General features: G+C 65.9%; 16 protein-coding genes. 10 read left to right on the top strand and 6 right to left on the bottom strand.

Going from position 1 to position 21,293, the window contains the following annotated elements:
• Window positions 1-231: 231 nt before the first annotated feature.
• Window positions 232-1,197, top strand: coding sequence for a bile acid:sodium symporter family protein (locus C1717_RS01440; RefSeq protein WP_245859345.1), 966 nt, complete (start codon window positions 232-234; stop codon window positions 1,195-1,197).
• 102 nt (window positions 1,198-1,299) lie between these two features.
• On the opposite strand, the gene trmB is transcribed toward C1717_RS01440, so the two are convergent.
• Together trmB and C1717_RS01430 are read right to left on the bottom strand one after the other, a co-directional pair.
• Complete coding sequence (gene trmB / locus C1717_RS01435) at window positions 1,300-2,244, bottom strand: tRNA (guanine(46)-N(7))-methyltransferase TrmB (RefSeq protein WP_102371476.1); 945 nt, start codon at window positions 2,242-2,244, stop codon at window positions 1,300-1,302.
• 10 nt (window positions 2,245-2,254) lie between these two features.
• Window positions 2,255-3,067, bottom strand: coding sequence for a class I SAM-dependent methyltransferase (locus C1717_RS01430; protein WP_102371475.1), 813 nt, complete (start codon window positions 3,065-3,067; stop codon window positions 2,255-2,257).
• A gap of 168 nt (window positions 3,068-3,235) precedes the next feature.
• Here C1717_RS01430 and C1717_RS01425 point away from each other — a divergent pair, with 168 nt between their 5' ends.
• Window positions 3,236-4,456 (top strand): MFS transporter, encoded by a 1,221-nt coding sequence (locus C1717_RS01425; RefSeq protein ID WP_180965794.1) that lies wholly within the window; start codon window positions 3,236-3,238, stop codon window positions 4,454-4,456.
• Window positions 4,457-4,544: 88 nt separating this feature from the next.
• Here the strand turns inward: C1717_RS01425 and C1717_RS01420 are convergent, their stop codons facing one another.
• Entirely contained in the window at window positions 4,545-5,567 is a 1,023-nt protein-coding gene (locus tag C1717_RS01420) for an IS1595 family transposase (RefSeq protein WP_219722246.1), read from the bottom strand.
• 490 nt (window positions 5,568-6,057) lie between these two features.
• Here C1717_RS01420 and C1717_RS01415 point away from each other — a divergent pair, with 490 nt between their 5' ends.
• Window positions 6,058-8,073, top strand: coding sequence for an elongator complex protein 3 (locus tag C1717_RS01415; RefSeq protein WP_102371473.1), 2,016 nt, complete (start codon window positions 6,058-6,060; stop codon window positions 8,071-8,073).
• A 9-nt stretch (window positions 8,074-8,082) separates the two neighbouring features.
• A complete protein-coding gene (locus C1717_RS01410) occupies window positions 8,083-9,309 on the top strand; it encodes a spermidine synthase (RefSeq protein WP_102371472.1) in 1,227 nt (408 codons plus the stop codon).
• A 30-nt stretch (window positions 9,310-9,339) separates the two neighbouring features.
• Here C1717_RS01410 and C1717_RS01405 read toward each other — a convergent pair whose 3' ends face one another.
• Together C1717_RS01405 and C1717_RS10440 are read right to left on the bottom strand one after the other, a co-directional pair.
• Entirely contained in the window at window positions 9,340-10,932 is a 1,593-nt protein-coding gene (locus tag C1717_RS01405) for a RyR domain-containing protein (protein WP_102371471.1), read from the bottom strand.
• A 10-nt stretch (window positions 10,933-10,942) separates the two neighbouring features.
• A complete protein-coding gene (locus C1717_RS10440) occupies window positions 10,943-12,511 on the bottom strand; it encodes an FHA domain-containing protein (RefSeq protein WP_146003640.1) in 1,569 nt (522 codons plus the stop codon).
• 93 nt (window positions 12,512-12,604) lie between these two features.
• Between C1717_RS10440 and C1717_RS01400 the strand changes: the two genes are divergently transcribed.
• Window positions 12,605-15,826, top strand: coding sequence for an outer membrane protein assembly factor BamB family protein (locus C1717_RS01400; protein ID WP_219722245.1), 3,222 nt, complete (start codon window positions 12,605-12,607; stop codon window positions 15,824-15,826).
• Window positions 15,827-15,883: 57 nt separating this feature from the next.
• Here C1717_RS01400 and C1717_RS01395 read toward each other — a convergent pair whose 3' ends face one another.
• Window positions 15,884-17,416: an FHA domain-containing protein gene (locus C1717_RS01395; protein ID WP_102371469.1), complete on the bottom strand. Its 1,533-nt coding sequence runs from the start codon at window positions 17,414-17,416 to the stop codon at window positions 15,884-15,886.
• A 271-nt stretch (window positions 17,417-17,687) separates the two neighbouring features.
• Here C1717_RS01395 and C1717_RS01390 point away from each other — a divergent pair, with 271 nt between their 5' ends.
• The 5 genes from C1717_RS01390 (at window position 17,688) to C1717_RS01370 (ending at window position 21,185) form a co-directional block, all read left to right on the top strand.
• Window positions 17,688-18,155 (top strand): zinc ribbon domain-containing protein, encoded by a 468-nt coding sequence (locus tag C1717_RS01390; RefSeq protein ID WP_102371468.1) that lies wholly within the window; start codon window positions 17,688-17,690, stop codon window positions 18,153-18,155.
• A gap of 57 nt (window positions 18,156-18,212) precedes the next feature.
• Window positions 18,213-18,875 carry a hypothetical protein gene (locus C1717_RS01385; RefSeq protein ID WP_102371467.1) on the top strand — a complete coding sequence of 221 codons (663 nt, stop codon included), beginning with the start codon at window positions 18,213-18,215 and terminating at the stop codon, window positions 18,873-18,875.
• The gene (locus C1717_RS01380; protein ID WP_102371466.1) at window positions 18,865-19,752 is read left to right on the top strand and encodes a hypothetical protein; all 888 of its coding nucleotides are present in this window, start codon (window positions 18,865-18,867) and stop codon (window positions 19,750-19,752) included. Before C1717_RS01385 ends, C1717_RS01380 begins: the two co-directional genes overlap by 11 nt.
• A gap of 5 nt (window positions 19,753-19,757) precedes the next feature.
• Window positions 19,758-20,657 (top strand): zinc ribbon domain-containing protein, encoded by a 900-nt coding sequence (locus tag C1717_RS01375; RefSeq protein ID WP_102371465.1) that lies wholly within the window; start codon window positions 19,758-19,760, stop codon window positions 20,655-20,657.
• A 63-nt stretch (window positions 20,658-20,720) separates the two neighbouring features.
• The gene (locus C1717_RS01370; protein ID WP_102371464.1) at window positions 20,721-21,185 is read left to right on the top strand and encodes a hypothetical protein; all 465 of its coding nucleotides are present in this window, start codon (window positions 20,721-20,723) and stop codon (window positions 21,183-21,185) included.
• The last annotated feature ends 108 nt before the right edge of the window (window positions 21,186-21,293 follow it).

Raw genomic sequence — 21,293 nt, 5'->3', positions numbered from 1 at the left:
GATTCGACGGGAATTTGCTTATAGCGTGACGAGAACGTTTCAGCTGAGGTGGATTTCCAGATCATGGCTTCTTGGGCGCATGAGGATGCTATAGGTAATGAGGCGCGTTATTGGGTGCGCCTAACCGTGCGGTTGCGGGGCGCGACGTTTGGCGCGTTGTTCTCGCGTTCGATGGGGAGGGCTTAGCACATGGATTTGATTAGGCGGGCGGGGACGTTCGTAGGATCGCACATGCCCATCGTTGTTCCGTGCTGCGTGGTGCTAGGCGTGCTATTCCCGCAGGTATTCAGCGTGCTTAAGCCGGCCGTCACGCCGTTGTTCGCCATCATCACGTTCCAGGGGTCGCTCAACACCTCGCTCAGGCAGATCGTGCGCACCTTTCGCCATCCGAGCGAGCTCCTTGCGATTCTTGCCGTTTCCATCGTGGTGATGCCGGTTCTGGCACGCTTGGCAGGCGGGCTCTTCTTCTCTGATTTCGAGATCGTCGCCGGGATCGTTATCGAGTACAGCATCCCCGTGGCGGTGGTCAGCTTCATGTGGATCGACATGTACCATGGCAACGCTTCGCTGGGGCTCGCGGCGATTCTGGTGTCGACGGTGCTCGCACCGGTGACGCTTCCCATCACGATCCAGCTGCTCATGGGCACGGCGGTGCAGGTCGACGTCTTGTCGATGGTGAAGGACCTCGCGCTCATGGTGGCTGTTCCGGCTGTTGCCGGCGTGGCGGTCAACGAGTTCACGGGGGGATGGGGGCACGAGACCCTGTCGCCGCGCATAGCTTCGGTATGCCGGCTTCTTGCCGTGTTCGTGATCACCTGTAACTCGACGGGCATGTCCGCCTATGTGCTCTCGTTCGACCCGATGGTGCTGCAGGCGGCGCTCTTCATCCTGGTGTTTGCATGCTTTGGGTTCGCGCTGGGGCTGGTGGTCGCATGCTTTATGCGCGTGCCGCCAGCAGATCTGTACTCGATGGTTTTCGCTGTGGGGCTGCGCAACATCTCGTCCGGTGCGGTCATCGCGGCCGAGTTCTTCCCGGGGACGGCGATCATCCCGGTCATGATGGGGACGCTGTTCCAGCAGGTGCTCGCCGCGGTGGTGAGCGCCGTGCTGCATCACTTGATGGCCGAGGAGCGCGAGCGCGGTCGCAAACGTGTGCTGATGGCGCGCTTTTTGCAGCGACGGGAGCGCGAGCGGTAGGCTGCTTTGCGGCGGGGTGCGCGGGTGCGGTTTGGCGAGGTTCGGCTTTGCGACGCCCGGAGGGGCTGCGGCTGCCCAGGGGCATTCTCGCCTTGCGGATTCCTATGGGATGCGGCGGCGCCCTTTGCGCTCGCGGTTGCGCAGGTTGGTAACGGCCCCCTCCATGCCGATCGGCACGTAGCTTAGGCTGCCGAGGTCCTCAGGCAGATAGGCGACGAGGCTCTGCTCTGCCGCTCGGGCAGCCTGGATGCGCTCTTCGCTCGGCATGGAGCCAGGCGTGGCGCAGATGCCAAAGATGGTCGCCCCACGGCCGACGGTGCGGCGCTCGTACTCCGTCTCCGGGATGCCGGGATGCTCGGATCGTACGTCGCGCGATGTCCATTGCAGCTGGTATCCGGCTGCTTCGAATTGGGGAATCGAGTACTCGAAGAGCGGCGCGCTGTCCGTGCGGAGCGTGACGGTGCCTCCGGGTGCCAGCAGCGCTCGGTAGCGCAGCAGATGGTCGATGTGGCTGAGGCGTCGTTCGGCGTGACGGCTTTTGGGGTAGGGCGTGGGGAAATTGAGGCTGATGCCGGTGAGCTCGCCTTCAGCGAAGATTGCCGGGGCAGACGCCGCGCCGCGGGGCAGAATCACCGCATTGGCGAGCTGCGCTTCGGTGACGTATTGCGCGCTATAGGCGATGCAGATAGGCTCGGTGTCCATGCCGATGAAGAGGGTGCTCGGTTCTTGCTGCGCGCGGGCGATGAGGTAGGAGCCTTTGCCGCAGCCGAGGTCGAGGTGTACGGAAGCGAACGCGTTGGGCTGCTCGGGGCTGCCTGTCTTGGTTGCCGCCCCCATTGCCCCTGATGCCGCCTTCGTCGCCGCAGGTGGCGTGCTCGCCGATCCGGCCGCGGCCTGCGCTTCGCTGGCCGTCTCGCCCAGTGGCCAGCAGGCTTCCGCCCAGCGCCCGCGGTAGCGCTCGGGCTGCTGTTCGATAACGGCGCCGTAGCGCTCGAGGCGCTCTTCCAGCACGAAGTTCTTGGGGGTGCGGATGTGCGTGAGGCCCATGGCTGCCCTTCTAGTTCGGTGCGGTGTGTCCGCGCCCGGTGCGTTCGAGGACGAGGTAGCGGTTGAGGTTGCCGGACCTGCCGTCGGCGGAGAAGCGCGCGGCCTCGCGCACGATGCCTGCGGGCAGTGATGCGACAAGCTGGTCGATCTCGGCGTCCTCGAAATGATGGCAGTAGCGCAGGGCGTGCTCGCTGTTCTGCCAGGGCAGGAGGTAATCGCCGGTCTCGAGGGCCGCGCCGCCGGGGACGGTGGGGCCGGACCCGCCGGGCAGCTCGGCGGCATGGGCCTCCGTGGTCGCGCGCGCCTTGCAGGCGAGCCGTTCGTCTTGCATGAACTGCCAGAACGATATCGCCACGACGCCTCCCGGCTCCGTATGAGCCAGGAGCGCGTCGAGCACGGCGCGGCGCAGCTCGAAGCCGGGCACGTGGTGCATGAAGCCGAAGCAGACGGCGGTGTCGCAGCGGGGAATCCCCGCGAGCGGGTCGTTTCCCGCGAGGAGCTCGTCTAGGATGTCCACGGTATGCAGGCGGACGGCGCTCTCCTTGCCGAGCGCATCCATAAGGGCGGGGCAGTTGTCGACGGCGTGGAAGGTGAGGGTGCGGCCGGCGAGCTCGGCCGTGAGAAAGCGCTCGAAGCGCAGGTTGCCGCAGGCGAGGTCGAGCACGGAGAGGGCGCCTGCCGCGGCTCCGCGCGGGCGCAGGAGCTCGGCGACCTGCCGCCAGCCCTGCCAGGGGGCCTGGCGGGTGGCCGAGAAGCTCTCGGCGTGCGCGCGATAGAACGCGGTGTCGAGCTCGATGAGCGCGCGTGCGGTCGCGGTGTCCACGGGCCTCCTTCCGAGTGCTGGCGGCGTGGGTTCGGGATGGGTCTCACGTATGGTAGCGCGTCCGGTGCGTTGTGGCGTGCACGTACGACATGTTCCATCTTGAACTCAAGCTGCGTCACGGGTATCGTGGACGCGGTTCGTCGGTCACGGGGCTTAGGGAGGGGCGCCATGCCAGCGGGACTGCTGCCCATCATCTACCTTGCGTTCATCAGCCTGGGGCTGCCCGACTCCGCGCTCGGCTCCGCATGGCCGACCATGGCTCCGGCGCTCGGCGCGGGAATATCGTGGGTTGGTATCGTGACCATGCTTATCTCGGTCGGGACGATCGTATCGAGCCTCATGTCGGTGCGTGTGGTGGAGCGTTTCGGCACGGGCGTCGTGACCGTGGCGAGCGTCGCCCTCACGGCGGCGGGCCTGGTGGGCTTCTCGGCATCCGATGCGTTCTGGCAGCTCTGCCTCTGGGCGATCCCCTACGGCCTCGGTGCCGGCGCGGTCGACGCGGCGCTCAACTCCTTCGTCGCCGTCCATTACGAGTCGCAGCACATGAGCTGGCTGCACTGCATGTGGGGCGTCGGCGCGAGCGGCGGCCCCATGATCATGGCCCAGTGCCTGGGCGCGGGCAGCTGGTCGCTCGGCTTCTTCGTGCTCGGCGCCATCCAGGTCGCGATCGCGGTGGTGCTCACGCTCTCGCTGCCGCTTTGGCGCGACCGCAAGCTCCCGCGCAGGGAGCGGGGCGTTGCGGGCGAGGGGGCCTCTCCCGAGGGGTCTTCACCCTCCGCGGCGGCAGTCGCCCACCTCTCGCGACGCGAGCTGCTGCGGCGCGACGGCGTCGTGGCGGTGCTCGTGTGCTTCTTCTGCTACTGCGCGCTCGAGTCCACCTGCGGCAACTGGGCGGCGACCTACTGCACGCTCGGTCGCGACGTCCCCGCCGACACCGCGGCGAGCTGGGCGTCTTTGTTCTACATCGGCATCACGGTCGGCCGCGCGGCGAGCGGCTTCCTGTCGCTCAAGGTGTCCGACCACAACATGATCCGCCTGGGTCAGGTGCTCGTCGCCCTGGGCATCGGGCTCATCATGCTGCCGCTTGGCGGCGGGACGCTCCTGGCTGGCCTCGTGCTCACGGGCGTGGGCTGCGCACCCATCTACCCTTCGGTCATCCATGCGACGCCCGCGCGCTTCGGCGACGATGTGGCGCTCGCGCTCACCGGCATGCAGATGGCCTTCGCCTACGTGGGGTCGCTCGCCATGTCGCCGCTCTTCGGCGCGCTGGCCGAGGCGCTTTCCGTCGAGCTGTACCCGCTGTACCTCGGCGCCCTGCTCCTCGTCATGGTCGCCTCGGGCGAGAAGCTCAATGCCGTGATGCGCCGCAAGGCGGTGCGGGCGAGGTAGAAGGAGTTCCGTTGTGACGTTATCGCAGGTAGTGGTTATTTTTAAATATAAAAGAATCTAACAGTCTAGAACTTAGGTGATAGGGAGCCTACGTTGAGCTGCGGAAGCGCGCGTCGGTCATGAGAAGATGGCGGACCACCCTCGCGATCTCGGGCCATCTCTCGCCGTCGCGCTTCACCCTGAACAGGTAGACGTAGAGGTTGAGGTAGGACTGCAGGTTCTTCGGATCCATGCCGGTGAACCTCCACAGGTAGCGCTTGATCCAGGAGCACAGGTTGTTCACGAGGGCCATCGCCTCGAGGTAGACCGGGTCCCGCACGTCGGCCTTGTAGCTCTCGTCGACGAGCCCGTTCTCCCGCACCAGCGCGCCGTGCGCCCGCTCGCGGTCGTGCACTAGGACGGAGCCCTCGGCGATGTGCGCCTTCAGCGCCCCCCTGATCCGGGCGGACGACGGCTTGCCGTGCCCGCAGACCACGGCGACGGGCTCCTTTCGGGAGTCGATGCCCACCGCGATGCAGATCTGCTGCCTTGAGAGCCCCCGCTTGCGGGCCTGCCCGTAGCCCCTCGAGAGGTCCGTGTCGTTGACGTAGGTCTCGTCGATCCAGACGCGTCCCCGGAGCACGACGCGGTCCTGGTAGCCGTCCACGGCCGCGAACAGGCGGTGGCGCCACTCCCAGGCGGTCTGGTGGCTTATGCGGCAGGCCGCCGCGCAGGCGTCGAGCGGCACCGCGAAGAGCGCCAGCCTGATGAAGTCGACCCAGGTGGCGAGGGGCTTCTTGCAGCCCTCCAGGACGGTGCCGGTGAGCGAGGTGAACCTCGCGCCGCATCGCGGGCAGCGCCACCTGCGCACGCCCGAGGGCTCGAACCCGTCCCTCCAGGGGGCGGTCCCGCCGCACGACGGGCAGGCCGGTTCGGGACGGTACGCCTCGGCGGCCTCGGCGAGGGTCCCGAAGCCGGCCTCCTCGCGCAGCCTCCTCTCGGCGACGGCGGCGGACAGCAGGTCGAGCTCGCCGGCGGCGAGGCCGTCGACGAGCCCCGAGTAGGGGTTCGTGCGCTTCATGGCGGGGTCTTCCCATCCGCCCGAACGCCCACCCGGAGGGATTGTCGCCAAACAAAGATCCGGGTGGGCGCTCGGGCTGACTCTCTGTTTGGCTGGGAAGAGTATAGCCCGGCCGCCGAGAGCCGGATCGCCTATCACCTAAGTTCTAGACTGTTAGATAAAAGAAATTAACCCTATCGCGTTTTGAAATGGTGGGGTGAACCCTTCAATCGCCCTCTTGGCCATTCTCATGTGTCGTCTCTCATTTGGGAGGCACGGGAGCGTTAAGGGGTTTGGCGACATTCGATTAAGAATACTGTGGGTAATTTGAGATCTGCCGCCGAGACGCGTATCTGATTACGTGGTTATCTGGGGTTTTGTAAGCCGATCTTCCGGGTTCCGGTGGCCTGGCAGTAACAAGGCACAGTATTCTTATCTGAAGTGATTCGGCCGGGCTTCGTGGCCGGTCTGTTCGCACCGCACGCGCGCTCAAGGCGCCCGGGCGGCTCCCCATTTTGCCGGCTGGACGGGCGCCGCCGCGCCTCGCGGTAGAATAGCTGCCATGGAAGATATCATTCTGCAGATAGTCGCGGCGTTGCGTCGCGGCGAGACCGTGGGCGAGCGCGAGCTCGTGAAGCTGATCCATGCGCAGGCCAAGCGCGCCGGCGGGGATAAGCGCGCGTTCGCGAAGCGGCGGCTTTTGCCGTTCTATCAGCGCGTCAAGCGCGAGGATCCCGAACGTTGGGCACGCTGGGGCATCACGCCGGAGCTCGAGGAGCGGCTCGTAGCGACGTTGCGCATCAAGCCGCGGCGCTCGGCATCGGGCGTGGCGACCATCACCGTCATCACCAAACCGTGGCCGTGCTCCGGTTCGTGCATATTCTGTCCCAATGACATTCGCATGCCCAAGAGTTATCTGGCCGACGAGCCCGCCTGCGCACGTGCCGAGCAGAACTACTTCGACCCGTACCTGCAGGTATCGGCGCGGCTCACGGCGCTCGAGCAGATGGGGCACGCGACCGATAAGATCGAGCTCATCGTGCTCGGCGGCACGTGGAGCGGCTATCCAGTCGAGTATCAAACGTGGTTCGTGACCGAGCTCTTCCGGGCGCTCAACGACGACGCGGTGGCCGGCGTGGCGGCGAACCCCATGCTGCGCGGCTTCCCGGCGGAGGGGTCCGCGTCGATGGCGTGTGCCGGGTGTACGGAGGACTCCGCGTTGGTGGAGGGTGCCGAGCCTGCGGAGGGGGCCGCGCTGGAGAATGGGGCTGCCTCCGCGGCCGCACCTGCAGACCCGATCCCCGCAGGCGTGCGCGAGCGGCGGGAGCGCTACCGCGCCTGCGGCATCGAGCGCTGGTACGCGGAGGAGGGCGCCGCTCAGGTGGACGCGCTCCAGCCGCTGGTCGATGCCGGCGAGCAGACCTACAACCAGGCGATCGGCCGGCTCTTCCGCGCGGCGCCGGCGTGGCGCGAGGTGGCGGCCTGGCAGCGCGCCACCATGGACGACCTCGAGCACGAGCAGCGCCGCAACGAGTCCGCCCGCCACCGCGTCGTGGGCCTCGTGGTGGAGACCCGCCCGGACGCCATCATGCCTGCCGCCCTCACGCTCATCCGCCGCATGGGAGCCACCAAGATCCAGATGGGCGTCCAGAGCGTGGACCAGGAGATCCTTGACGCGAACGGCCGCGGCATCACCACGGAGCGCATCGCCCGCTCGTTCGGCCTGCTCAGGCTCTTCGGCTTCAAGATCCATGCGCACTTCATGGCGAACCTCCTCGGCGCCACGCCCGAGGCGGACAAGCGCGACTACCGCTCCTTCGTCACGGACCGCGCCTACCTTCCCGACGAGGTCAAGCTCTACCCGTGCGCGCTCATCGGCAGCTCACGGCTGCGCGAGCGCTACGAGGCAGGGGAGTGGGTGCCCTACACGGAGGACGAGCTCGTGGACGTGCTCGCCGCCGACGTGCTCGCCACGCCTGCGTTCTGCCGCGTGTCCCGCATGATCCGCGACTTCTCGTCGCTGGACATCATGGCCGGCAACAAAAAGCCCAACCTGCGCCAGCTCGTGGAGCGGCGCGTCGCGGAGACGGGCGAGCCGGTGCACGAGATCCGCTACCGCGAGATCGCCCTCGACGCCGTGGACCCTGCCGAGCTTGAGCTCAAGGTCGTGCCGTACGAGACGGCTGCCACGAGTGAGCGCTTCCTGCAGTGGGTGACGCCCACGGGCCGCATCGCCGGTTTCCTGCGCCTCTCGTTGCCGCACGAGGACGCCGTGCGCGCCCTCGGCGACGCGATGGCCGCCGGCGGGACGAGCGGCCCCGGCCCCACCAGCCCGATCGCGCCGGGCGAGGCCATGATCCGCGAGGTCCACGTGTACGGCAGCGCCGTGCCGGTGGGCGAGGAGGGCCACGCCGCGCAGCACCAGGGGCTCGGCCGCCGGCTCGTCGAGCGCGCCTGCGAACTCACGCGCGCGGCGGGCTACGCGCGCATCAACGTGATCAGCGCGGTGGGCACGCGGGAGTACTATCGGCGCCTGGGCTTTCACGACCACGGGCTCTACCAGCAGCGCGAGCTCTAAGGAGGCGGCATGGCGAACGGCGGCATCACGCCCTCCCCGGGCGGCTCGGGCGAGGGCAACCCCCTCGAGTTCATCTACACGCTCGCTACGGTCGGGCTCGTGTTCGTCATCTTGATCGTGGTCGAGCTCTGGAAATACCCCTGGCAGGTCTCGGCCTTCTTCGCCGGCTGCATCTTTCTGGGCTACATCATCATGCGGTTCTGGCCGCATACCGTGAAGACCGGCCAGGGCCGCGCGTTCATCTACACGCTGCTCATCGAGGGCCGGCTCGTGCGCGTGTTCCGCCTGGGCGGCGTCTACCAGTCGGCCACCAACCTGGGCTTCCACTGGGCGGAGCCGGTCTTCGCCTACCACCGCGCGTTCGACGCGGTCTTCGAGGCCGACCGCGTGCTCACCTCGATGTACGGCCACGGCGTGCACCGCGTGCTCGCGCTCGGCGGCGGCGGGTTCGCCTGGCCCAAGCACGCGTTGCTCGCCCGGCCTGACCTGATTATGGGCGTGGTCGAGCTCGACCCCAAGGTCATCGAAACGGCCGAGGCGTGGTTCTACGTCGAGCGCCTGAAGAAGCTCGCCAAGAAGCGCCTCCATATCATCGAGGGCGACGGCCGCGCGTATCTGGAGGAGCGTGCCGAGCTGATCGCTCAGACGGAGCACCTGCTCCCGGAGGGCGACGCGGCAGGGGAGGCACGTGCCGAGGAGCCGCGCGCCGAGGGTGCCCTTGAGGCGGGAGCGTCTGCCGAGGGGCCGCGCGACGAGAGCGCCCCCGAAGCGGGGGAGCCCGACGCGACGGAATCCGTGGAGGGTGCCCCGGCCGAAAGCGCATCCACCGGCATCGTCAAGCGCGCGCCGCACCGGGGCAGGAGCGCCCGGCCCCGCCGCACGCGCCGCTTCGACGCCATCGTGAACGACACCTTCACCGGAGACGAGCCGGTCCGCGCGCTCGCGACGGTCGAGGCCGCCCGCGCGGTGAGGGATTGCCTCGTGCCCGGTGGCGTCTACGCCATGAACGTGGTCTCGCGCGACGACGGCCAGGACCTCACCTTCCTGCGCGACGAGGTCGCCACGCTCGCCGAGGTCTTCGCGCACGTGCACGTGCTTCCCGTGGATGAGACGGTCTGGGCGGGCGAGGACAACTACATCGTGCTCGCCACGGACGCGCAAACCGTGTTCGACGGCACCATCCCCTACGACGAGGACTTCCTGGGCACGCCGATGCACGACGAGGAGCCTGCTTAACTCTCTTCCCGGCGCTCTTGAGTTCGCCGCTTAGCGCACCACGGCGAACCCGGCGTGCTCCAAGATGGCGAGGACCGTGCGCGCGGCCACGCGGTCGTACTCGCGGCTCTGCTCGCTGAGCAGGTCGTACGGCACGAGGTCCGGGTGGATGCGGCGCTCGTCGTCACGCGGGGAGCCGGCGACCCAGCCGTTGCGCAGGCGCTCTGCGCACCAGCGGCGGTGCTCCAAGAAGGCGAGGGACTCGATTTCCTCGGGCGAGAAGGCGCGGATGCGCGCGGCGGCCGCAGGATCGTCGGCGCGGACGATGCGGTAGCCGAGCGCGTGCACCTTGGCGGGGATGTCGCGCACCTGGTCGACGTTGGAGGCTTTGAGCGTCTCCGGCTGCTCATCGAAGCTCGCGTACTCGGGCGTGCGTCCGGCGCGGCGGCATTCCTCGAGCCAGGCCTGGTAGGTGGCGTCGCGGGCGATGGCGTCGATGGGCGCCTCGTCGAGGAAGCTGACGTCGCGTGCCAGGATGGCGCGCCCGCGCGCGTCGATGAAGCCGCCGGGTGCCACGCGCTCGAGCGCGTAGCCCACGAGCCGCGCATCGAAGAAATGGTCGGCGTCGAGCGGCGTGAGGCCGAGGGATCGGGCGAGCGGGTCCAGGTCCTCCGCGCGGTCGAGCCGCCTGATGACGGGCGCGCCCGCTTCCGTGTATTGGAAGAACGGACGGCGCCCAAAGGTGAGCTCTGCGGCCGAGGCCTCCTCAACGCCCCGGCCGTGCTCAAGCTCGAAGCGCAGGGCGGCCAGGTAGCCGAGGTCGCGCATGAGCGAGGTGGGTCGGCATGGGCGGGCGCCGGGTTCGATCGCGCGCGGGATGTCCTGGAAGAGCGTGCGACTGTAGCGCTCGGCGGAGGCGGGGATGTCGCTGCCTGCGTAGTCCGTCACGAGTTCGTGGTCGATGAGCGAGGCGTGGATATCCGCGGGTGCGGGGCCGAAGCGCCGCACGCAGATGTTCGCCGCGCGCACGTCGCGGTGGTAGAGCCCGTGCGCATGCAGGCGTTCGACCTGGTCGAGGATGTCGTAGAGGATCTTGGCGTTCTCGGCTGCGCGCTCGGGTGAGCCCACCGGGTTCAAGGGCGCCGCGGTGGCACCCCGGGCGTCACTCAGGGGAGCGCCGGAGAAGATGGCCTGCTCGAGGTTCACTCCTGCGTCCTCCTCAAGGATGCAGGGCACGGTACGGCCGGCGACCTCGACCGTCGCCACGAGGTCGTGCACCTCGGGCCCCACGCAGAGGAGCCGGTTGCGCGCGAGCGATGCGACCTCCGCAGCGTAGAACGACACGTCTCCCGGCTGGAAGAGCACCGCGACCGCCTGCAGGTGCACGCCGTCCGGACGGGTGAGTATCCCACGGTAGACATGCTTGCGGGTAGAGGAGACCATGGGGTGCGGCGAGCTCGCGTCGAAGACGCCCGCCACCGTGGCGAAGCGCGGTGCGCCCGCAGTGCCTTCGGGCGCAAAGGGTGCCTCGTCCGCGGTTGCGGTTTCCGTGCGGAGCATTCCGGGTCGGGAGGGTGCCGTGCCGGGCGCGGGGAATTCGACATCGTTGCCGGTGATTGCCGGCGTGTGCTCGTAGCCGTCCATGGCATCCCACCTAGAGCAATTCGAAGCGCGAGCCGCAGAGCTGGATGGCGTCGCCGCGCTCCAGCAGGACCTGGTCTTCTACCGTGACGCTTGCCGGGTCGATGCCGCGCGCCTGCGCCCAGGCTGAGGGATCGGGCTGCGTCCGTGCGGCGAGCACCAGGTAGCGCATGCCCGCGCCCTCCCTGCGCACCACGCAGGTCCCGTTCTTGGATCCCAGGTCCTCGAGCGCGAGCTGCCAGCCGTCGACGCTTTTCGCGAGCGTGAGGGCGGCGTGGTAGCGCGAGTCCCCGGTGCCCTCGGTCTGATTCCCGCGCTCATCGAAGCGCATCGTGGGCAGGAAGTGCGCGGCGAGCGCGTCCGCCACGGGGGCGAGCGCCTCGGGCACGCGCGCCTGCTCGTCGTAGGCGCTGCCCAGCACGTACCAGAGGCGGCTTGCACCGTCGTCGAGCGCGACCGTGCCCGCGGGCTCCGCCCCATCGAGCTGCAGCATGCCGGCGACCTCGCGCTCGCCGTTCTTGAGGCAGCGCCTGAGGAGCACCTCGCCGCGCAGCGCGCGCTTGGCGGCGGTTACCGCGTCGCCGGGTACGAGCGTCGTCGCGGTCCTGTTGGGGCCGCTCGGGCGGATGGCCTCGCGCGGGCCGAGCGCGGCGCAGGCGACGATGTTCCAGACGAGGAGCGCCTTGCCGGCGAGCCAGGGCGGCAGCACGCGGGAGGGCGCGGGGTGGCCCAAGTCGAAGAACTCGCGGTCGAGCAGGTCGGCAAGCTCCGTGAGGGGGAGCTGCGTGAGCCCATCGCCGCCGCGCGCCGCCCCGTCGCCGGCGAGCCCGTCGAGGTACAGCCGCTGGGAGGCGCGCACCACGCCGCGGTAGGCCTCATGGCGGCTCCCGCCGTCGAACGAGGGATAGCCGTTGGCCGAAAACGCCGCGGAAAGCTGGCGGGCGAGCTCGTCGATCGCGTCCTCGTCCTGCCACATGAGGAGCGTGAAGAGCGGGTTCACCCCTTTGATGCACCAGAGAGGCACGAGCACGCGCCCACGTTCGGCGATGCCTTCCGCGCCGGGGTGCCGCCCGGCGAGTGCGCGGTACCAGCGGGCCTCGTCGGCGAGCTCGGTTGCGACGTCGCGCAGCACATCGGTGAGACCGGGGACCCGCTGCGCGAAGCGGTGCGAGAGCTCCTTGAGCCCCGACGCGCTTTTGCGGATGTCGCTCCGGCTCTTCTTGCAAAACGGCGGCCAGTCCTTGCCGAGCTCGGCCGCGATCGCCTCGGGCTGCTTGGAGCGCAGGTTCAGCGGGTTGGAGTCGCGGATGTTCTTGAGCTGGGCGTCGAGGCAGGCGATCAGCTCCGCCGCCGTGGCGTCGTCATCGGGGAAGAGGTCCGCCTCGAGCAGCGCGTCGCCTACGCGATAGTAGGCGTAGTTGCAGCCGAGTATCCAGCGCTCGACGTCCTTCTGCTCGATGGGCTCCGTGCGCAGCGCCTCGAACGAGTCGAACGGGGCGCCGTTCTCGCCATGCTCGCGAACCCACGTGGCGATGAACCGCGCGAGCACGTTGATGGGCTTGGCCTCGTTCACTGCCTTCATGGTTCCCCCGTCTGCCATCGAGTCGTGACGCCGTCCGCCTACAAACGTTTGCGGAGGGCGTCCCTCCATCGTACCCTTCATGGTAGGGGATGGATGGACGTGTCGGTGAAAGGGCTGCACATGGACGAGCGTATCGACATGAAAGGGGAACCTGCCGGCGATAAGCCATGCCGCTACGAGGCGTTCATCAGCTATAGCCATACCGAGTACGACGCCCGCGTCGCGCGCGAGGTCCAGCGGTTCATCGAAGGGTTTCCCGTGCCGGCCCGCCTACGTGAGGGCCTGGGCCGCTCCCGCTTGGGGAAGGTCTTTCGCGATGAGGACGAGCTCGCGGCGGGGACCTCGCTCGATGCGGGGCTGGCACAGGCGCTTGCGGCCTCGCGCTGGCTCATCGTGGTGTGCTCGCCCGCCGCCGCGGCATCACCTTGGGTCGCGCGCGAGATCGAGGCGTTCGTGGCGATGCACGGCGCCGGCCGCGTGCTCACGGTGCTCGCGAGCGGCGAGCCTGCGGAGGCGTTCCCGCCGGCGCTGGTAGCGCATGCGGGGCCGTTCGTCCCTGAGCTCGTATCCGGTGGAGCAGCGGGCGGTTACGTGGCGAACGGCGTCCCCCTTGTGGGCCAGCCCGGTGGCGGCGAGCCCATCGCCGCCGACCTGCGCGCCGGGGTGTCCCGGCGTCGCCGCCGCTCGGAGCTGCTGCGCATCACGGCACCTATCATCGGCTGCCCCTATGACGAGCTCGCACAGCGGCAGCGCGCGCGTGTCCGCAGGCGCATCGGCGCGGTGGCACTCGCCGCGTGCGCGGTCGCGGCGCTCGTGGGCGGGGTGGCGTTCTTCCAGCAGCAGCGGGTGGCCGCTACCGAGGAGCTGGCGCATGCCCAGGACGCCGCCGCCAAGGCGAACGAGGCCCACGCGGCAGGCGACCGCATGGCCGCCATCGGATATGCGCTCGAGACGGTGCCCTCAAATGACGATTTCATCAGGGAGGCGCAGGCATCCTCAGCGCTCGCGGGCGCGCTCGGCGTCTACCATCCTATCATTGATACCGTGCCTCAGTACCGAATCGATGGCGTGGTCGATGCCTCGACGCTCGTCGTTTCCGATACGGGCGGCGCGCGCGGCGGGGGCTGGCTCGCCGTGCTTGATTCTCCGGACTGCATCATGGCCTACGACCTTGAGACCGGTGCCCCCACCGAGCTCACCCTTGATGGGAAGGGCGGGGGCGGCTCGTTCTCCGGGTACATGGACAGGGCCGAGGGCTTGCTGCTCGCGCCCTTCGATGACCGAGGTCTCGCCTGCTTCGATGTGGCTGCGGGCGAGCTGCTCTGGACGCAGCGTGACCTAGGATGGATTGCGTGGATCGAGCCTTTGAGCGATGGGCGGATCGCCGTTGCAGGGGCCTCGAGCGGCAAGGACTTCTCTGCGGTAATCGACCTTTCGACCGGCGAGGTCGTGCAGGAAGTCACGTTCGAATGGTCCGAGAAAGATGCGAAGACGATTGCCATAGGTGTTACCGGCGACACGGTCGCTGTGGCCACAGGCGGATCGCTGGCGGTGTGGGACCTCGCGACGGGTGCCGTGCGCTACGGCGAGCTCGCCGCGCCCGACGTGACGGGCATCGTCCTCAGCGCCGACGCGATCTATACCGTGAGCAGCGATCTGGCGAGCGATGGGGTGGATGATTCCTGGCAGGGTGCGATGACGGCGTGCGCGTACCGCCTCGACGACCTGTCGCTCGCGTGGAGCTTCGAGCGCAGCTGGGCGCCCTACCAGATCGATTTCAGTCAGTTGCCGTTCAACGGTGATGCTTCGATCCATCCCGTCGAGGACTCTGCGGCGCTCGGACGGACGGTCGTGCCGTTCACGGCGGGATCCCATGCGCTGCTCGTGGACGCCACGACCGGCGAGGTGATCGTCGATGTGGCGGCCGAGGGGACGATTGTCCAGTTCCACTACGTGAACTCGGACGGCGGCGAGGTGCTGCGCGCGACCGACATCACCGGTAAGCGCTACGCGGGCGCGGTCGCTGAAGGCAGCATGGAGCTCATGACGGTCGCCGGCTACCGGTTTCCCACGTTCACCTGGCATGCAGAGGAGATCCAGGTCGGGCCCTCGCGCTATGCCGTCGCCTGCTCTGCCGAGGAAACCGAGGTCATATACGTCTACCGTGATGACCTGGTGATACCGCAGGAACCCGGCGTTGAGCTAGTCGAGGGCATCGACGCCATCTCAGGCATCTCGGTCAGTGCGGACGGCTCCCGCGCGGCGATCTATGACGGGACGGGAACCATCACGGTCTTGAGCGGCGAGAACTTCGAGCCGTCGGCGACGATCGACCTTGCCGCTCAAGGGATCGAGTTCGCCAACAACGGGCAAACGTTCATCACGTTCCCGGATAGCGACAGCGACCTGCTGGTGGTCTGTGATCCCGGCGGCGGCACGACGCCGCCGCGTGCCTGGCAGTTCGATGCCGCGACCGGCGAGATGCTCGCGTCGTGGAGGTGGCCGTATGAGGTCGAAGGCGTCCGATACGACGGCTGCGTTTGCTCCAGCGAGCGTGCCGGGTATGTAACCCTGAGCTTCCCTGCAGGCGGCTATCTGGGTTTGCTCGACACCGAGACTCTCGAGGTCGTGGAGGAGTTTACGGTCGATGGCTACGGTATCTCGGACGTAGTGCTCGTGAACCCCGACCGTTACCTGTTCGTCTATGAGAGCGGTATCGTCGGGCTCTACGACCGTGCGAGCATGGACCTCGTAGGCGAGGGACTCGACGGCCTCACCTTCGAGTTGGAATGCGACACGGCGCAGATCGCCATCGCGCCGGATGGCTCGGCCGTGGCCACCGTCACGCCCGAGGAGGGTCTGGCGCTTATCGACGCCGAGAGCGGCGAGTTGTTGTGGAGCGTCCCGCTCGAGGTGGGATTCAAGGAGTTCGTCGCGTTCTCGCCCGACGGGGCGATGGTGCTCGCGCAGGATACGAACGGTACCGTCGGGTTCTACGGCGTAGAGGACGGTACGTTGATTGCCCAGACCGATGCCGTCGAGGCCCTGATTACGGATGCTCGCTTCTCCGATGACGGGACGCTGATCTACCTGAGCACGACCGATACGATGCATTGGAACGTCGAGGTGCTCGCCCTCGATGCGGCTGACGGTGAGCTCGCGGTTGCCGCGCGGATTCCCCAGGCATGGGGTGTGTCGGAGCGAGGCAGCCGTGTGCTCGTGCAGGGAGGGGAGCTCTACACGCAGCCGCTCTACAGCCTTGATGAGCTGGTGGAGCTCGCCGAGGAGACGCTTGCCGCCCATGAGGGCAGGTAGGGCGCGGGTGTGCCCTCCTCAGCGCTGGATGCCTGAAGGCCGGTTACGGTCCCTCATCTAGATCAGCTCGAAGCAGGAGCTTGCGAGCTGGATGATGTCGCCGCGCTCGAGCGGGAGCTCGCGCACGAGGTGGATGTCGCCCTTGGGGATGCCGAGCCGCGCGGCCCAGTCCTCTTCGGTGAGGTGCCGCCTGCCGGGGAAGGCGAACCATGTGGCGCGTCCGGCGCCGGTGCGCAGCACGCAGGTGCCGTTCTTGGAATCGAGGTCGTGCAGGACGATTGAGACGTTCGCGTCCTGGTCGAGCTCGAGCGTGAGCTCGACATGGAAGCGCGAGTCGCCGGACCCCTCGCGTGGCGTACCGGTGGCGCACGGGACCTCACTCGCCACGTAGGCTGCCCCCAGGTGGGCGAACTGGCAGCGGTATGCGCTGTTGGGGAGCGGCGCGTGCGCGTCGTAATGGCTGCCGATGACCTTCCACAGGCCCGGCGCGCGCACGCCGTCGAGGGCGAGGCGGTCCACGGTCTCCACGCGGCCGGAGCGGTAGCGCCGGCGCAGGAGCGCCTCGCCGTTGAGGTTGCGTGGGTGCAGGGTGAGCGGCGCGCACCGGCCGGTCTCCGCCGTGGCGGAGCGCCGGGGCTGGATGCCGCCGATGGCCTCCCCGGGCCCCAGCACGGCGCAGATCACGATGTTCCAGATAAGGCGCGACTTGCCCAGAAGCCAGCGGGGGAGCCGTGCGGAGCTGCCGCCGTGGTCGAGCGAGAAGCCGCAGGCGGCAAGCAGCGCGCCGATCTCGCGGACACTCAGGGCGCTGAGGTCGTTGTCGTCGTCGATGGTGTCGATGTAGGCGGCCTGCGCCTGGAGGGTCGCCTCGTACCAGGCGTCGATCGCGTCCTCGGATGCCGCCATGTCGGTCGCGTGAACGCTGAACGCCTCGCGCAACAGGCTGGCGAGGCGCGCGATGGCCTGGTCGTCGGTCCAGATGAGCAGGGTGACAATGGGGTTGATCTCCTTGGCGCACCAGATGGGCAGCAGCTCGCGGCACCGGGTCGTGAATGCCCGCGGCCCTGCGCCCGCCTGCCGCCCCACCTCGGCGTAGAACGCCGCCTCCTCGGCGAGCTGCTCCTCGAGCGCGCCGAGCTCCTCTTGGTGTTCATCGCAGAACTCCGGGCTTTCCGTCGCGAAGCGCTCGAGCGCCCGGCGGAAGAGCCCCATGCTGTTGCGGCTGCGGCGGTTGAAGGGCGGCCAGTCGCGCGAGAGCTCGTAGACGACCGACTGCTGCGGCTTCGAACGCAGGTCGAGCGGGGTGTTGTCGCTGATCGCCTTGAACGAGCGCTCGATGCTCACGATGAGGTCGTTGAGCTTCCCGGCGTCATCGGGCAGGAGGTTCTCGTCATAGAGGAAGTCGCCGACGCGGCTGTAGATGTAGTTGCAGTTGAAGATCCAGCGCTCGACGTCCTTCTGGGCGACGCGGTGGGGGCGGAGGCTCTCGAACGAGTCAAACGGCAGCGCCTCCTCGGAGTTCTCTCGAATCCAGGAGGTGAGGTATTCCGCGAGCACGTTGATGGGCTTACGCCCGCTTTTGGGTTCCATGCTTCTTCCTGTACAGCGCGCCTTCCCCTTGACCGAGACAACGATACCGCCAACGGTTTTGGACCGTTTCCCAATGAAACTGGTCGGGGAGCCACCCCATTTGTTGGCTACCACCTCATTACGCTGCTGGAATAGTTATGGCTTCTGGTTGCAAGCGAAGAGCAATGGATAGGAGCTTTGCCAATGAAAGTCGATTGGCAAATGATTCCGCATCGCCGGTGATTAACTTGCCCCAAGTACGGATTCGAATCGTTTCGCTTGGAGCACCGATATGGAAGCCATGATCACGTTTATCGTTTTCCTTTGGGGAGCCTGCTACTGGGTTCAGGTGTTCTTCGGTTTCGGTACGGCATATCGCTATGCCAAGCGAGGGGGCGATAACGGTGTCGCCCTCTTCGGATGGTTCTGCGTCTTCTCGTTTTCGGCCATCGTTCCCGGTCTGGGAATCTACTTCTGGGACAAGACGCGCAAGGAAGAGCAGGAGGCAAAGAAAAAGAAGGAGCCCGCTGCTACGGTGCAGCCTCAGGTCATCTATATCACCCAAGCCGTTCCTCAAGAGGTGGCATCGGCTGTCGAGGCAGGGGCTTCTCCCGTCGCGGTTCCCGCTGAGCCCGAAGGCTCAAGCGAGCCGAAGCTTGCTTGTCCAAAATGCGGGCACGACCTGCCTTTAGACAGCAAGTTCTGCGAATACTGCGGTGCCCCTTTGGACGAGCGCGCTACGAGCGACGCGGAAGCGTGATGAACGTTGCCATCGCCCAGAACAGATACATCGCATGTCGAGCGCAAGCTGCGGACGATGAACCTCGCTCTTTTCGTCGTGTTGTTGTGCGCGATTGCAGCGGTGGGAGGTATGGCGCTTTGGCATGGTGCCGTATCGAGCCCTGCTGCCGGTGCCTACGGCGTGCCGAGCGGCGGGCATGAGGACGTGGTTCAGAGCGACTTCGTCTACCAGGAGATGCCCTACGACATCGATCCTGGAAAAGAATACGTGGTCTATACGAACTATGCCTGCCCCCACTGCGCGGAGCTCTACTTCGGAGCGCATGCAGAAGGGATTGAGTACACGAGCCGCATCCTGCTCCTTGAAGATGCTGAGGGCGTCTTCTCTACCCAAGAGCTCGTCTCGGCTTATATGCTCAAGCTGTACCGGGATGACAAAGCGGCATATGCCGCACTCGAGGCTGAGCTTTTCGGCTCGCAGGCCGAGTGGACGGTACTTGACGAATCGGATCTTGTTGCATGGCTAAACGAGTACTCAGGCCGACGCTGGGTACGTGACGACCTCGAATCTGAATTGGAGGACATCGTGCAGATCGAACACGATGCTCCTACCGACCTCGAATACGTCCCCGGCGTCTTTCGCGATGGGGAACGTTGCGACGGCCTGATGTACGACCTGCTGGAGCAGGGTGCGGAAATACTGGCATCTTCTGGGGAGGAGGCTTCAAATGAAGTGTAAGAGCTGCGGGGAAGAGATCGGCGACGCGAAGACGTGCGGAAAGTGCGGGGCGCTTCAGGACGAAAGCGGTGAGACCGTTACCGAAGACGTGCCTGCCGTTGACTCGGCTTCCGAGGAAGAGGGCGGGCAAAGCGATGCAGAGCAGAACGCCGATGGGGTCCGTCGATTCTGCCGCAAGTGCGGATCGGAGTTGGGCGAGGGCGGCATCTGTCCGAAGTGCGGTGTGCTTCTTTACGAGGAGGAGGACAACAAGGAAGCCGCTTCGGAAGAACCCGAGCGAGAAGAAGATGACGAGAAGAGCAAGAGAAACAAGAAGAGCTCGCCGCGCCGCGTCATCGCGATCAACCTCGGTATCGCTGCCGCCCTGCTTTGCGCAATCGGTTTGGTGGTGTGGTATGGCGTGGACACGGCATACCACTGGGAGAAGGTTGACGATCCCGGTTACTGGGAGACATATGAGACAGGCTACTACATCATCACCATGGATGAAGTAAATCCCTGCTACGTTGGGCAGGATTGGACCGATTGCATCGCCGCCCATCAAGCGGAATACAACAGGGAGTGTACGAAGCCGATCGCCACGGGGAGCCGCAACAGAACCTCCTGGGAAACGGCAGACGGTGATGCTCCTTATTATCGAGCGGGATTGGTATGGACCGGTCCACGGAACCAGGAGCTGTGCAATCGCTACGCGGAAATGATTTCCGAGATGCAAGCGGAGGATAGGCCCGGATACTATGTGGCTTCGCTGGGAAGCTGGGGCCACCTTCACTCCACGCCGGAAACGGATCGTCGTCTCGTCGGTCGTGAAACACACGACGCCGTCTGCTATTTCGGCTTCCTCGGTGAATGCCCTGAAGATGAAGAGGATGAGTAGTCGTCATGTACTGCGAGTATTGCGGCAAGGAAATCGGTGAGGCGAAGTTCTGCCGGTATTGTGGCAAGAAGGTAACCCCTCCGCCCAAGATCGAACCTTGGAAGCAGTCGATTCCGTTTAGCATCCTAGGTATAGTATGCTCGGCATGCACGAACCTGTATTTCCAGATGCGCGGACTCGATGGAGCGCTGCTCCTCGTGTTTTGGACGATGCTTGCTGTCATCTGGTTCGCGATCGCCCTGCCGAATAGCCTTGAAACCCATAAGGCGAACCTCTGCCTCGCTCAGAGGGAACGGCGCGACTATACTCCGAAGACAAGATGGGCGTCCTTCTTGAACTGCCTCTTTGGAGGGCTATTCGGTTTGCTGCTCAACAGGGAGTTCAAACGGGCGTCACTTGGTGTTGCGCGTAAGGTGCTCATAGGTCTTTCTGTTGCGAGTGTTCTGCTCACGTTTATCTTGGGCTTCTCGAATGGTTTCCTCTATGTTGCGCCGTTTGAGCACTTTGTCTTTCGGACGACTGCGACGATGCAGCGCGAAGTGAACGATGAAGGCACAACGTATTACGACACTTCGCGAGGCACGACCGAAATCATCATCTTCGAGCCAGCCGAGGGAGAGATAGGCTTTGGCCCCGATCAGATGGGCGATTGGTACGAGGATTTCGGTTGGATTCAAACGGACGATATCTCGTATGCAGGCGATGTCTCCACAGGGGCGGGCGGCTATGCCGTGGTTGCGTCATTTGCTGACGAAAGCGGATATTACGATGCGATTGTGGTAGCGCATGTGGAAGGTACGCTCAATCGCGTTTACGAGATACGGCTCTTTTTCCAAGCCGGTGACGTTTCGAGCTGGCGGCAAACGACAGCGGATGTGCTGGGTGATTTCCAGCCATTTGATTAGTCGCAACAGCATCATCACCTACCGTCGCTGGATGTGTGTGTTGGTACAAACCGGAGGACAAGTATGGAAAACGCTCAAGATAAACGACCTCTCATCGCAATCGGCATCGTTGTAGCTCTTGTCGCCTGTCTTTTCATTCCCTACAGCCATTGGGACACGGACATCGTGAGCGGGCGTTTGGTGAGCGAGGGTACGATCGTCGAGCGCAACGATGATGCCATCGCAGTGAGGCTCTACACCATGACAGCGTCGAACAACATGATCGAGACGAACACGTTTCTCGTGCTCCAGGGATATATCCCCGATGATGCCTATACGGGGCAGCGCGTGCGCATCGGCTACAGCTCGTCGGATGGTCTCTATGCGAACCCCGACCAGACGGTTCAGGTTTCCTACTATGTGGATGGCAACGTGCTGACCGGTATGATTCTGGATTGGCTCATTCCCTTCCAGAGCGCCAAGACCGACTTGCGGATCGTCGATATCCAGTCGGATGGATCGCTGCTTGCGTACAACATGGCGTCGTAAGCCGTTTGGTTATTCGACGTAATATCCCCATGTCGAAATGCTGGATGCGATCTCAGACAGATTGTTGTCAAGATAATCGGGTATACTTTCGCAAAACAGAAGTAAGGA

Origin of the sequence: Enorma phocaeensis (genome assembly GCF_900186505.1) — a bacterium.
GTDB classification, from domain to species: domain Bacteria; phylum Actinomycetota; class Coriobacteriia; order Coriobacteriales; family Coriobacteriaceae; genus Enorma; species Enorma phocaeensis.
Note: the sequence above shows the minus strand (reverse complement) of the source record. Positions and strands in the feature narration are given on the sequence as shown.